General features: G+C 30.9%; 9 protein-coding genes. 1 reads left to right on the top strand and 8 read right to left on the bottom strand.

Going from position 1 to position 14,618, the window contains the following annotated elements:
* Window positions 1–77: 77 nt before the first annotated feature.
* Window positions 78–1,325 carry an IS3 family transposase gene (locus V3249_RS00805; protein ID WP_341517586.1) on the bottom strand — a complete coding sequence of 416 codons (1,248 nt, stop codon included), beginning with the start codon at window positions 1,323–1,325 and terminating at the stop codon, window positions 78–80.
* A 681-nt stretch (window positions 1,326–2,006) separates the two neighbouring features.
* Between V3249_RS00805 and V3249_RS00800 the strand changes: the two genes are divergently transcribed.
* Window positions 2,007–2,516, top strand: a complete 510-nt coding sequence (locus V3249_RS00800; RefSeq protein ID WP_341517585.1) for a dUTP diphosphatase — start codon at window positions 2,007–2,009, stop codon at window positions 2,514–2,516.
* 35 nt (window positions 2,517–2,551) lie between these two features.
* Here the strand turns inward: V3249_RS00800 and nrdE are convergent, their stop codons facing one another.
* From nrdE to V3249_RS00765, 7 genes are all read right to left on the bottom strand, one after another.
* On the bottom strand, window positions 2,552–4,714 hold the full coding sequence (gene nrdE, locus V3249_RS00795) for a class 1b ribonucleoside-diphosphate reductase subunit alpha (RefSeq protein ID WP_341517584.1): 2,163 nt from the start codon (window positions 4,712–4,714) through the stop codon (window positions 2,552–2,554).
* Entirely contained in the window at window positions 4,715–5,170 is a 456-nt protein-coding gene (nrdI, locus tag V3249_RS00790) for a class Ib ribonucleoside-diphosphate reductase assembly flavoprotein NrdI (protein ID WP_044284398.1), read from the bottom strand. It lies immediately after the preceding gene.
* A 1-nt stretch (window position 5,171) separates the two neighbouring features.
* Window positions 5,172–6,218: a class 1b ribonucleoside-diphosphate reductase subunit beta gene (gene nrdF / locus V3249_RS00785; protein WP_075949642.1), complete on the bottom strand. Its 1,047-nt coding sequence runs from the start codon at window positions 6,216–6,218 to the stop codon at window positions 5,172–5,174.
* Between the two features lie 266 nt (window positions 6,219–6,484).
* Window positions 6,485–6,814 (bottom strand): hypothetical protein, encoded by a 330-nt coding sequence (locus V3249_RS00780; protein ID WP_157356312.1) that lies wholly within the window; start codon window positions 6,812–6,814, stop codon window positions 6,485–6,487.
* A gap of 194 nt (window positions 6,815–7,008) precedes the next feature.
* Window positions 7,009–7,149, bottom strand: a complete 141-nt coding sequence (locus V3249_RS00775) for a hypothetical protein (protein ID WP_252263094.1) — start codon at window positions 7,147–7,149, stop codon at window positions 7,009–7,011.
* A 307-nt stretch (window positions 7,150–7,456) separates the two neighbouring features.
* Window positions 7,457–10,936 carry a P110/LppT family adhesin N-terminal domain gene (locus V3249_RS00770; protein ID WP_341517583.1) on the bottom strand — a complete coding sequence of 1,160 codons (3,480 nt, stop codon included), beginning with the start codon at window positions 10,934–10,936 and terminating at the stop codon, window positions 7,457–7,459.
* A 33-nt stretch (window positions 10,937–10,969) separates the two neighbouring features.
* Complete coding sequence (locus V3249_RS00765) at window positions 10,970–14,527, bottom strand: P97 family adhesin (RefSeq protein ID WP_341517582.1); 3,558 nt, start codon at window positions 14,525–14,527, stop codon at window positions 10,970–10,972.
* Window positions 14,528–14,618: the final 91 nt, after the last annotated feature.

Genomic DNA, 14,618 nt, shown 5'->3' with positions numbered 1-14,618 from the left:
TTTTACCTATGATTTTGATTACACCGCTTTTGTTAATTTTTTCTAGCATGTTCATTTTAAAAATTTGGACAAATAATTTACCTCATATAATAACTTGGAGTTTTATATGATAAGCAACTTTGAGGCCTTTCATTGTTATACCAATCAATAAATTCACTTATTTTTTGATAAGCAATAGCCACATTTTCAAAATTTTCGCCCTCAATATTAAGCAATTCTCGTTGAAAAACCGCATAAAAATATTCAATAGGACGGTTTGCAAGTGCATTACCTTTTGGCGACATTGATTGTTGGATACCATTTTGCTTTAAAAAATTAGCAAATTTGTAGTTCGCATATTCCACGCCATGATCTGAATGGAAAAATTTTGGTTTAATATTGTACTTTTTGATTGTTTGTTTTACTAAGTTTATAGTTTCTTCTGAAAATCTTGTTTTAGAAATTGAAAAATTGAGCAAGTAATTGGATTTTGTTTCAATAATTGAGTGTAGATAAAATCATTCGTTGTTAATTTTGATAAATTTAATATCAGCAAACCATTTTTCACCAAAATTTTCTGAGCTAAATTCACCTTTGATATGATCTTCAGTCCAAATTCGCGTAAACTTTTTCTCTTTTGGTGCTGGTTTTCCTTGCTTTTTATAAGCTAGTGATTTTAATCCTAAAAATTCGTAGTGTTTTTGAAACACGTACGTGCTTACATAATTTCCCTGATTTATGTAAATATTATATAGGATGTCTCGGCCTTTTACCTTTCGATTTAAAATAAAATTTTCGCGAATTCACTGAAGTAAGTCTTCATCATAAATCATTTTCTTTGGTGGTTTTTTCACCCTAATTTTCTCATAAATAGAAGTGCGATTAACCTTAAAAACGCTACAAATTCTAGTGGAATTTTCGATTTTGTTTTTATCTTTTTCTTGTTCTTGTTTTCGTTTTTTGAGCTCCTCAAGAATAATCCCGGGGTCAACCCCGTATTTTCTAAGAACAGTTTCAATTATTTCTTGGTAAACTTCACGATCGTTTTCAGAAAGATCGTTAATTGTATATTTCTTTTTTGGTTTGCGTGGAGATTTGATTTTTCCACGAGTACTAATTAAACTTTTCATATCATTATTATAAAACTTTTTTTGCCAATTTCTTATCAAATTATTAGCGTATATATGCAACATTCATTCTTTATCCGCTTTTTTACTTTTAGATTTGTTTTTGTAAATTTCTCTAAATTCTTCTGCAAAAGCCAAAATTGCATTTTTTAAGCCTTTAGATTCGGCAATTTTGATGTATTTAAATTTGTCTTGAATTGTGAATTTGTATTGTTTCATTTTGACACACCTTTTTTGAATGTGTCTGAAATTAATATATTAACTTAGTGTCCGATTTTGGGCGCTTTTTTCACTTTTTTGACAAAAGTTAATTACAATTTTAAAACACTGGCAAAAATCAATTTATGGACAAAACAATAAAAATCATAAAAAAAATACAACTACTATTTAAACTCAATGTAAATACAGAACTCGTTTTTACTTACATTGAGCCTAAAAAAATATGTGAAGTTTTGAAAGAGCCATAATCAAAAGCCTTAAATTTATAGATTTCTAAACGGTTAAATTTAAGGCATCCCATCATATTTAAAAACATAATGGAAAAGTCGCACTATCTTATTTTTTTATGACAAAAAACATAATAATTCCCCCTTAATTCAATATCAAAATTTATTAATTATTCTTAAGTGAGACTTATTATAACATAATTTTGTTTTAGACCAAACATTTTTTTTATTTTTTTACAAAATGTTAATTTTAAAATAATAAAAATTAAGACTTTAGGTAAAAAACCCGGATTTACGGGCATTTTTTTACATTTATATTCACTAAAAAGTGAATTTCTGCCACCAAACAAGGAAACTCTGGAAAAAGCAAAATAATTTTTTTTCTTTGAAAAATTAATAAAAAAATATATAATTATACATTTATTAATTATATATTTTTTTTGTGTGAAGTAATATGATTGTTGATTTAAAACTAATTTTTGAAAAACAAAAAATTTTAGATAAACTTTTTGCTGAATATAGTTATGGTAATGATTTAATTACAAAGGCTGATCACCAATGGCAAGATAAGGTAATAATTGCTGCGATAGTTGAAATTGCTGAATTTGCAAATGAAATTGAAAGCTTTAAATATTGAAAAATTAACAAAAAGTCTAATTTTGATAAAACTATCGAAGAATTTGTTGATGCAATTCATTTTCTTGTTTCAGCCGGAATTCATTTTGAGAGCCAACAAGTTTTTGAAACAAAATTTGTTCAAAACAAAGATATTAACGAACAATTTAAAAAAGTCTTTATTTTAGCCTCTGATTTTTTGCTTAAAAAGGAAAAAGAAACTCTTGGTAATTTGTTTGAATATTTCCTTGGCTTTATTGAAATTTTGAACTGAAATATTGATCAAGTAACTCAAGCTTATTTGGAAAAATACAATAAAAATCTTGAAAGAATTAAAAATCAATATTAGACAATAATTTTTCAAAATAATTTTATTTTGAAAAATTAAACGGCACAAGACTCGCAAAATTCATAGTTTTCTGAATCTTCAAGGACGTCTTGGCGAATTCTTACATAATAAATTGACTTGCAACCTTTTTTAAAGGCATGAATATATGCTTTATTTAAATCGCGAGTTGTTGCCTTATCAGTTAAAAATAATGTCATTGAAATTGACTGATCCACGTGTTTTTGGGCTTCGGCAACGATGTTAATAATTGGAATTGGTCCAAGTTCGTATGCTCCTTTTTGGTAAAAGTCATATGTTTTTGGTCCTAATTGGTATGAAGGAACATAAATTCGTCCTAATTTTCCTTCTTTTCTAACTTCAACAGGGGCAACAACCGGCTGCAATGAAGGGGTACAAGAATTAAGATAAGAAATTGACCCAGTTGGAGCAATTGCCATTAAATGTGAATTGGCAATTCCGTGAGTTTTAATTTGCTCTACAAGTTCAATTCAGTCCTCTTGAGTCGGAATTGCAACTTGATAGTCTTGAAAAAGTTGCTGAATTCTAGCGGTTTTTGGCACAAAAGTTGAAGGCTCAACTTTTGTGTATTTTTCAAAATATTTGCCGCTGGCAAATGTGGTTTTTTCAAAACCGGCAAAAGGTGCGAATTTTTTTGCTAATTCTAAAGAAGACTTAAAGGCCGAAAAAGCTAGACAATAAAAGAAAATATTTGTAAAGTCAAGGGCTTCTTCTGAGTCATACATTATTTGGTTTTTGGCTAAAAAACCGTGTAAATTCATAGCTCCAAGTCCAATTGCGTGATTCAAATTATTTCCTTTTTGAATTGAAGGGGCAACTGAAAGATCAGAATTTCTTGAGACACTATCAAGTCCGATAATTGAATAGTGAACCATTTTTTGAAAATCTTTACCTGATTCCATAGCTTTGTCGATGTTTAGCGAACCTAAATTACAACAGATATCTTGGCCAATTTCTTTAAAACTTAGGTCAGGAAAATAAGAACTTGGAGTTGAAGGTTGAGTAATTTCTGAACATAAATTTGACATTACAACCCGATCAGGATGAGCATTTGCATCATTAACAGTGTCTTCAAATAAAATATAAGGATAACCGCTTTCAAATTGTAATTCAGCAATTGTTTGAAATAATTTCCTTGCTGAAATAAAGGTTTTTTTAATTTTGGGGTTATCTAACATTTTGTAGTATTCTTGACTGATTGAAATGTCACTAAAAGGTTTTTTGTAAAACTTTTCGGTGTCATAAACAGAAAAAAGTGCCATTTGCTCGTTGTTTTTAGCCAGTGTTAGTGTTATATTTGGGATTATAACGCCCAGCGAGAGCGATTTTATTCTGATTTTTTCATCAGCATTTTCCCTTTTTGTATCAAGGAAAGAAAGAATATCTGGATGGTGAACATTTAAATAAACAGCCCCGGCACCTTGACGTTGTCCAAGTTGGTTTGCATACGAAAAGGAGTCTTCAAGTATTTTCATGACAGGAATTACACCTGTTGCTTGATTTTCAATGTTTTTAATTGGTGCCCCTAGTTCACGTAAATTTGTCAGCAAAACACTAACTCCGCCACCACGCTTTGAAAGTTGCAAAGAAGTTGTAATTGCCCGCGAAATTGATTCCATATTGTCTTCAACTCTAATTAAATAGCAAGAAACAAACTCTCCTCTTCTTAGTTTTCCTGCATTTAAAAAAGTTGGGGTAGCTGGTTGAAATCTGCCTAGCATTATTTGCTCAAGAATTTCTCTGGCATCTTCAAAATTTCCGTTAGCCAAAAATAAACTATTTAACAAAGCCCGGTCAGGAAAATGTTCTAAATATGTTAGATTATCATCAGATTTTAGGGCATATGAAGAATAAAATTTAAAAGCACCCATAAATGAAGGGAAAAAATGATTGTAACTTCAAGCTTTTTGATTTAATTCCTCAAGTTGTTCAAATGAATATTGATTTATGACTTTAGGGTCATAATAATTTTGGCTAAGCAAAAAATTAATTCGGTCTTTGAACGAATTAAATACTTTAAAGCGAGGTTCAATATGTTCACTAATATATTTTTGCCCGGCTAAAATATCAAATTTATATGCATCTGGATTTTTTGAAAATAATTTGGCCTTTGCATTTAGGCTAATATAACTTTCAGAACTACTGGAACTAAAAGCGTGATTTTTGTCGTGTGTTTTCATTTATTTTTCCCAAAAATTATTTAATATTGTCTTAACATTAATAACATCATCAGAAGTCCCTAAGAGCTCAAAGTGATATAAAAAAGGGACATTCAATTTTTTTGACAAAACCGGGCCAGCAAGAGCGTAAGTATCGCCAAAATTAGTGTTTCCAGAGGCAATAACTCCTTTACAAAATTTACGGTTTTGTTCATTATTTAAAAATTTTATTACCGGTTTTGGTACCGAACCGCTTGTTTCACCTTTTCCGCCGCTGTAAGTAGGACAAAAAAGTACATAATCTTGATTGACTTGAATTTGAGAGTCAATATCAATTGGAATTCTTTGATTTTTAAAGCCAAGTTTTTCAATAAAACGGTGAGTATTATTAGAAATTGAAGAGAAATAAACAAGAAAAATTTCGCCTTTAGGTTTGGAATAATCGCCTAATTCGTAGGGTTTTTTGTTATTTTCCATTTTAAAACTCCCAGTCTTCATCTTCAGTTTCTTCAGCAAGTGCCATTACATAAGAAGAACCATTTCCTGAGAAAAAATCATGATTCTCGTCTGCCCGGGCTGATAATTGGCTAAAAACTTCAGGTTCAATTTCAGTTTCTTCTTTTGTAAAAGGTGAGTCATATCCTAAATTTTGTAAAAATTTGCCAGCATTATAAAGACTAAATTTTATTGCAGATTCAGCAATTCCAACTTCAGAATATAAGTCATATAAGTAATCTTTTTCTAAGTCAATTAATTTATAAAGTAAATCAAAAACAAAGTCTTTCATTTCTTTTTGTTTTTCAGGGCTTAATTTTTCAACTTTTCTTTGATATTTATAGCCTGAATAATAATTGTGGATCACTTTGTCGCGTAAAATTAAACGAATTATATCAGAAGTATTTGGCAGTTTTGATCTTGAAGAAAGGTAAAAAGGAAGATAAAAACCGCCATAAAGTAGAAAACCAGGCATTAGTGCGGCAGCAACTTTTGATTTTAAAGGATCTTTTCCAACATAAAAAGGGATTAGAATTCTTGCTCTTTTTTGTAATTTTTCATTATTTATTACTCAATTGTGTGCCTCTTCAATTTCTTCACTTGAACAAAAGGTTGAAAAAATCGAACCATAAGAACGAGCATGAACTCCTACCATAAAGGCAAAATTAGCATATATAACTTGCTCGTGATCGGTCAGAGAATGACCAATTTGGGCTACATCACCAATTGTTGCCTGAATTGTATCAAGCAAAGTTAGGCCAGTAAAAGTTCGGGTTACAAGTTGTTGTCATTCTGGTGACAGACTTCTTCATGATTCTAAATCGTTTGAAAGCGGGATTTTTTCTGGAATTCAGAAATTTTGAACTACACGGGTTCAAACTTCTAAATCTTTAGGATCATTGATGACATTTCAGTTTACTGAACGCATTTTGCCCGAAAAATTGTTATAGGCATATTCCAGAGGCGAAACTGAAAGGTTATAGTAATCATTTTTTTGTTTAATTTTTGAATTGTTGTTTTCTTGACTCATTTTTCCCACCTCTAAATAGCTATTTAAATAATTAAAATTAAATGGACTATAATTTTACCAAAAAGAAAAGTCATTTAAGAAAAATTTATTTTTAAATTTATTTTTTTTCTTTTTTTTATTTTGAAAAATTAAAAAAACCCTATGAATTTATAGGATTTTTTGATATTTGATGGGTGAATAAATTAAAAATTTTATTGTCAACGCCGCCAGCTTTTGGGAAAAACTAAGAAAAAATAATTTTAAAGACAAAAATAATAAAATTAGACTTATAAAGTTGTTAAGGTGTTGCCAAATGCAAAAACAAAACCGCCAACAACAAAAATTACGCACAAAAAAATATGGGCATTGTATTTTGCTCTTTGTCAAGCGGGTAAAAACATTTTTGTTTGCTCATAAGTAAAATGTTTTTTGCCCGGATTTTCTCTTTTTCAATCTTCCATTTGAAGTTCTTTGTATTGTTGAATTTTTTTTCTTGTATATTTGTGAAATGAAATTGAAACTATCGCAAGAACAAAGAAAATAACAGAAAGACTAATCAAAACTGGTTGTGGAAGATCTATTAGTCTAATTCCAGAATAAAAAGGATTTGTTCGCATAATATAATAATTATAATATTTATTTTATATTTTAATATAAAGTATTACTATTAATACAAAAAAGTAAACTTTTAAGGACAAAAGTTTACTTTTTTATTTGTCCCGAGTTTCCCAGTTTCATAAGGTAATTTTAAAAAAGTATCCGGTTTTAGGGACTTTTTTAAGTTTTTTGGTAAAAGTTGGTTACAATTTTATTAGTGATTTATTAAGATATCAAAGTAAAAATCATATCTATTTCAAATGTTTGGATCGCTAGGGACACCATCGTGTTTTTTAAATATAATTTGCTGATCTAAAGTGTTAAATTCAACCCTTTGTCTTAATTTTTGCAACATCGATACTAAACCAACTTAGTTAATTTTTGTTTTTTCATAATTTATAATTATACCATAAAATTACTTAAAATGCTACCAAATGCTACTTATAAAATTAAGGTTTTACATTAAAAAAACACCGATTTACGGGTGTTTCTTCATATTTATATTCACTAAAAAGTGAATTTTTGTCTTAAAACTGGGAAACTCGGGAATAATTATAATATTTATTTTATATTTTAATATAAAGTATTACTATTAATACAAAAAAGTAAACTTTTAAGGACAAAAGTTTACTTTTTTATTTGTCATTTATTTTATTAAAAAATTATTTAATGAATTTTTTAATAAAAAGATTATTTAAGTTTGAAACTGTTTCAACATTTGTTGCTAAAGTAGGTGAGTCATAAACGGCAAAACCTTTGAACAAGATTTGTGTTGGAGGGGTAGTTGGGGCTGTGGCAGCTTGAGTTTGAGTTCCACCAGATCCTCCAGATGCACCTGTTGTTGAAGTTGATTCAACTCTAGGACCTAAATGAGTTCAGGTTAGATTTTTAGCATGATCAACCGGTGAAAATCTTAGGTCTAAGGAGCTAGAAATTCTTTGACTGTAAGGATTTTTTGCTTTCGATGAAGTAAGTCAAATTGTCCATTTATTATGATTCTTTATTAAAGTTAGGAACATTAAATCTCCATCTTTAATAAAGTCAAAGTCATCGGCTTCTTCCTTATTTACATTAGTTTGTCTGAAAGGATTTGGCGGAGCAAATCCAAAAATTAGTTGAACTATATTTTCTGCCTCAGCGGTAGCCCCATTACCTGAACCACCATCAGAACTAGAAGTTGAACTTGGCTCTTTAAATTGGAGTCTTGTATCAGCTTCACCATCAGCACCGGAAATTAAAGCAACGATTGAATCAACTTTTGTACTTCCATTAGAAGTGTAGCCCGGATTTTCATCAAGCCCTAAAACAAATTTCTCAGTTTTTCCGTCACCTAATTTGGTTTTTTTAATAAAAATACCTTTACCGTCCTCAGATGCAATTAAATAATGTTTTTTATCGTTGTTAATATTACGCGGTTGGAAAGCTAGGAATATTACTCCAGATTCAAGAATTTGTTTTTTGGAAGCTTCAGTAGTTGCAGTTGTTGTTGCTTCTGCAGCTGCCGCTTCCTGTGGTGTTGTAGGAACCTCTTTAATTTCAACAGCTTTTTTTACTAATAATCCGTCTTTAGTTGCAACATTTTCTTCATCTTTTTCAAGATCAATTGTTACATCGCCACGGTTAAGTGGTTGTATTTTTGTAATTTTATCACTTCCATCTGTTTTTTGATTTTGACGAAAATCAAAAAATACAGTTGGATTATAACTTCTTAAGACATCATAATCAGCATCATTTTCTAATTGTGTAATTGAGAAAATAGCTTTAGGATTTGAATCTTTTTGCTCTGTTTCGGTTTTTGGACCAAAACTAAGAATTACATCAATTTGACTATTAGATTTTGTAACTACTTCTGCTTGATAATCAGTTTGACCAAGTGCAGAATAATTAGATTTTTGTAAAAATGCTCAAAGTTCAACACCTAAACCTTTAAAGGTTGAAACTTCATTTGTTTCAGTTTTAGTTTTAGTGGTTGAATCATCTTTAGTTTTAGCAGGATCATCTTGGAATGTTGTTGTTGATGAGGTTGTTTGGGGTCCGGTAGAGGTAGAGGTAGCGCCGGAAGGAGCGGCTGCGGGAGCAGAACCGGCGGCAGGGGCGGCAGCACCTGGAGTTGGAGCTGCTGCAGCTGGTGGTTGAGATCCTTCTGGTTGACCTTCGGATCCTTTGCCCGCTCCTTCTTCTGTTTTTTTCTCACCTTCTGCTGGTTTTTCGCTATCACTCTTTGTAGTTGGTTCAAATCTTGGTTTGTTTAGATCTATATATTTTTGAAGAGCACTGGCACTTTCTGGCTCCATTCCTAAATCTAAAATGAAAAGTTTTTTAGCTACTTCGGTAAAAGTTTTTTGTTTTTTGGCATCTTCAACTACTTCTGAAACTAGTGATTTAACATATTCTAAAGTTAATTTCGGACCATTAGGATTTTCTTTGAATTCAAAAGTTTTAGCTAGAGGATTAAAGTTTGCAAACTTTGGATCTTGAGGATCAATTTTGTCTAAATTTGTAAAGTCAACTTCTGAATTTTGTTTTAAAACAGCATTTAAAACTTTTCGCTGATTTTCATCATAATCAAGTTGAACTTCAACATTAGATTTTGAAGAACCAAGGTCAACTAAAACAAATTTAGAATCATTTCCTTTTCCTAAACTTGCAAGTGAAGATTCAAGAACTTTTGGATAATTTGACTTAACAAATTCACTTTCAAGGTAAGGAGCTTCAATATTTAGTTGTTTTTCTATTTGAAAATCAACCTCAAAAGAAACTTTATTTTCTTGTACAAGTTTATCTTTTTGCGCTTGGGTTAAATTTTCTGCTAATTTAATATTATTAATTTTAACATAATAACCATCAAGTCCAGGAACTTGGAATTTTTCAGACTTTAAATTGAAAAACGCGCTTAAATCTTGGCGGTTTATGTCAACTTTGGCATTATTAGGTTGTGAATTTTGCCCTGGATCTTGGAAAAGTTGGGTTGAAACTTGGCTCTGTCGTCCATTTTGTTGTGAGTTTTGCGTAATTTTGTTCAAGACTGTGGCGAGATTAACGGGGTTATTATCGGTTTTGTAGACAATTTGGGCCAAACTTAGATTATCTTTGACAAGCGCAATTTGAACTAGTGGTTTTAATTGAACAAAATCGGTAAATTGTGTAAGAATTTTTTGCTCGACAGTTTTTACATCATCGCTTAATTTTTTAATTCCTAAAATTGGAAAGTCAAATTCTTTGATAAGTTTGCCAGTTGGATCTTTTAGCTCAAAAGCAATTGAAAGAGTTCCGGCATTATCATTAAGATTTTTGAAAACTAAGTTTTCAACTTTCATTAGACTATCAACTCTTTTGGTGTCTGAATCGCCAACCATAACTATTTTTTCTTGTTTAGCTTTTTGGTTTTCAACTGTTTTTGGTGCTAAAACATAACCTTTTTCCAAAATTGAAGGCAGACCTAAAGTATTAACTAAATTATAAGCCAGTCCATTTTGGAATAAAGCATCAGAAAAAGCTTGTGATTTTGAACGTGTTCTTTTGTAAAAAGCTTGAAAGTCATTGTCCAATTTAAAAGCAACTTCAGAAGCTACTAAATTAGAATTTTTTGTGCCTGTTAGTTCTAGTTTTGACTTTTCAAGATCAATTTGGAATCCAACTAAATCACCATCAGCCTTATCACTTTGACCAAAGCCTTTAAGATCAGTCTGTTTTGAATAAGTAAGTTTGAATTGATCTGAATGAGCATAAACTACAACATTTTTTACTTCAGTGCCAGAAGGACTTGCTTTTTCAATGTCTAAAACTACCCGAAAATTATGTTTAGTTATTGGACTAAAGTCATATGCATTTAAAAAATTAAATGCATATGAAGGATTTTTAGCCAGTGCAAGTGCTGTTTTTGCTGATAAATTTTTGTACTGGTCATGTAACTTTAGTTCATTAAGAGCTTTAATAAAATCTTCTTCGCTAAAGGTAGACTGAGTTTTTAAATTGACAACTTCATTTTTATCAACGTTTCCAAAAATTTGTGAACTATATGAACGCTCAAAAATTGTTAGTCCAATAGGAACTGCAACGATTGTTGTAAGAATTGCGGTGATCGAAAAACCTGTTGAAATTATTGTTTTTATACTTTTTGATTTATTTTCTTTATTTAACATTTTTTCTCCTTTAAAATGGTAGAAATTTTCTTATTATTGTTTTAAATCGTCTAGTGCAATTCTAACTTGGAAACTAAGACTTGATTTAACTGACTGACCAGTTGAAGAACCTTCGCCAGCTGTTGGTGTAGTTTTTTCGATTTGCAAATTCACAACTTTGAATTTTTGCGGACTGATTTTATCTTCGTCTATTGAAACAACTGAGAGTTTGAGATCTTTATTGTTTTCTTGAATTTTTGATTGGATTTCTTTGAATGCATCGGTTTGTTCAAAGGTTTTACTGTCAGTACCTTCAGTAGATCCGTCTTTTTTGAGCTTGTCAAATTCTTCTTTTTTAAGATAAAATAGCGAAAATGATGGCGGAATACTTAAGACAGCTTTATTTAATTCATCTCTTTCAGTTCTTTGAGTATCTTGTTTATTAACTCATAAATTTAAGTCAATTTTTGGAGTTTGATATTTATCAACACCGGTATTTTTGTCAAAAACCTTGTAATAATAGGTTAATTTATAGTCCTCAAGTCCAGAAGGTGTGGTAAGAGTTTCACCTCCACCTGTTGAAGCTGAACCTGAAGTTGACTGTTTTTCAAAAACAATCTTATAATCTAGATCATTACCTAATTTTGATCAAGCACTAAAGTTGGTTAATTCTTTAGCTTTAAAGTAAAATGCTAGCAATAAATCTTTTAAAGTGGTAAGTGGTTGTGTTTTTTCACTGAAGAACTTTTTGATTTCAGATTCAATTGAAGTTGGAGTAGTTGAAGTAGCGGCTGAACCTGAACCACCAGCTCCGCCTCCTCCGCCACCACCAGCAGAACCACCGCCAGAACTAGATCCATCAGCACCGGCTTTTAAAATTGAGGAACTTTGTGTTTTTAGATGTTCTTTAATTTTTTTAGCAGCTTCTTGCAATGATTTATAAAGTCCATCGCCTGTTCCTGAACTTGCATCTGTTGAACTAGTTGTTGAAGTTGACTCAACTTTTACAGCTGAATATTGATTTAATTGTTTAAAAATATCACTGTCATTAATTAAAGTTTTTGTTTTATCCCAAACAGTTTTTGGTAAAAATAGATTAGAAATTCAACCACGAGAATCAAAACCTAAAAACTGGTTGTTAAAATCAAGCGAATAAACTGGGTTAGTTTCAGTTGTATTAAATTTAACATCTGAGGCAATTTTGAAAATATTGTTATCTATTATATCATTTAGATTAATTGAAGCATTTTTATCAACTAAACCATTTGCTTTAGCAATTTCAAATAGATAATTTAAAACCTGAGCAGGTTCTTTTTGGATTAAATACGCATAAAAGGAAGCAACATCATATTCATTTTTGAAGAATTTATCAGATCTGAGTGATTTTATTTTGTAATCTGATGCAATGAAATTATTTTCTGTAAAACTTGCAAAATCTTCGAGTTTAGGGAATTTTTGCTGTCCAACTCAAGCTCTTAGCATTGACTCATTTGCATCAAAATCATAGGCATATTGGAAAGGATTTCCAATAATTTTCTTAATTTCTTCAAATTTAGGAGCTTTTGATTCGGGAGTTTGCTCGGTTCCCTCTCCACCAGTTCCACTAGTTTGAGTAGTTCCAATTAAATTTTCTAATTCAGTTTTAGAAATATAAGCTGTTGTTGAACCAATTCTAATTTGTTTATTTCCTGGGGTAGTTGCTGCGGCTGCTGTTGAAACAGTAACTGAAGTTGGTTGAGAAGAAGAAGTTGTAGGTAAACCGTCAAGATTATAGAATGTTTTTCGCTCTGTATCTAAATTAGAAGCAATATCTGTACCTGTTCCTGCTGACCCTGCCATAACCTTCTTGAAATTAGGAATTTCAAAAACTGAAGTTTTAGATCCTAAAAGTTTGTTTTCTGTGTCACCAAAAAAACTTGAATAAAGATTAATAACAACCGGAATTTCAAGATTTGAATTGTCTGAATTAACGCCATCTTTTTCTTGTGCCTTAGAAAGATCTAAATAAAAATCAACACCTTGAGGTTGTTTTTTGTCAAAATATTTATTAAATTCACCGAAATCAAGGGAAATTGGCTTAATTAATAATTCAGAATTTATTTTATCTACTACTTCTTTAGATTTTTCTCTAACAGAAGAATATATTTTTTTATTAAAACTAGCAAAAAAATCATTTATAGTGCGAGTTGAAATTTCAAGATATTTGACTAATTCCTTTGTTTCGTCTTCGGGTTCAGCTGGAGTAGTTTCAGGTTGTTGTTCGCCAGTTTGTCCGTCAGGTTGTTGTTCTGTGGTTGCGCCAGTTGATCCTGCTCCTCCTGCAGCTGCCATTCCTCCTGTCCCTGCGCTTCCTTGTTCTCCAGTGCTTCCTTGTTGCCCAGTAGGTTGCTCAGCTTGAGGCTGGGTCTGAGCTTGGGTAAGATCAGCGGCAACTTGAACTAATTGTCTAATTTCTGGATTTCCAGAAACTAATAAGCTAGCTTGAGTTGTGGCTTGAACTTGAGCTTGATCAGTAACTGGGTTACTTCCGACTTTAAAATCAATAAATTGTAATTTTCTGAGTGAAATTTTAGATAAAATATCGTCTACATCAGCAAAATAAGTTGCCTGTTTAGCTTGTTTTTCAGCAGTCTCTTGACCTTGACCTGATTCAAAACTTGAACTACCCTGCGGAACTAAGTCAATTTTTTCAAGCAATTGGGCATCTTCGATATTGAAATTTTTAAGCTCAAATTTTGCATCATCACTTAATTCAGCCTTAACTAAAAAACTAGGAACTGAATTTGGACCAACTGAAATAAAATTATTTGTTCCAGGATGTTTTTCTAAACTAAAATTGTAAATTGTTCCTTGTTTGAAAGCAAAAAAATTATTTTTGTCAAAATTTAATTCGTTGATTAATTTTTGAAAATCAGGGAAATATTGACTTATTTTTTCAACAGCTTCGCTTTGAGTTCCGGCTCTATTAATATCAGCGGCAAAATCTTCAGCACGAGTTAAGGATGCAATTTTTTGGTCTGTTAAACTTGGATTTATAACACTTGAACCAAAATCTGTTCTTCTTAGATTTTGGATATTTTCTTTGAAACTTTTGGTTATTTTTTCTAAGTTTGAATTAAATTCGGCAAGAGCAAATTGTGAACGTTGTGCGTAAGAAACTTTTTTAGAAATAATTGTTGAAAATGCTGTGTGGTTGTTGTCAATTTGGTGCTTTGCACGGAAACGAAGCTCAAAACTTTGATCATTATCATTTGGAATTAAGTCAATAAATTCTAAAAATGGCTTATTTGGTGCAAAAGTTGGCTCAAATTTACGTAGTTTGGAGTTAACCTGTGTGTAAAAAGATATAAATTTATTTAAATCTGTACCAGCTAATAATTTTCCACTTTGGTCAAAAAGTTGTGCTTTTATTTGACTATATGTGGTAGAATCATCAAAGACATCAGATTTAAAGGCAACATTTTGGACTCGAGAAACTAAATTTTCTAACTCAGCTCGGGGATTTTCTCCTGTATAGCGAATTCGAGTTACAAGCCCAATAGTTGTTGCAAAAATAGCAATACCGCCAACAGCGGTTAGTGCTATTGCTAATCTATTAGTATTTTTAGGCATATATATTTTTCCTCTATGTGGTTTTTAATCAAATATTTAAAATTATAGCACTACAATGGTGTTTTTTTATTATTTTATTAAATAAAAAAGT

The organism is Mesomycoplasma ovipneumoniae (genome assembly GCF_038095995.1).
Lineage (GTDB): Bacteria > Bacillota_I > Bacilli_A > Mycoplasmatales > Metamycoplasmataceae > Mesomycoplasma > Mesomycoplasma ovipneumoniae_F.
Note: the sequence above shows the minus strand (reverse complement) of the source record. Positions and strands in the feature narration are given on the sequence as shown.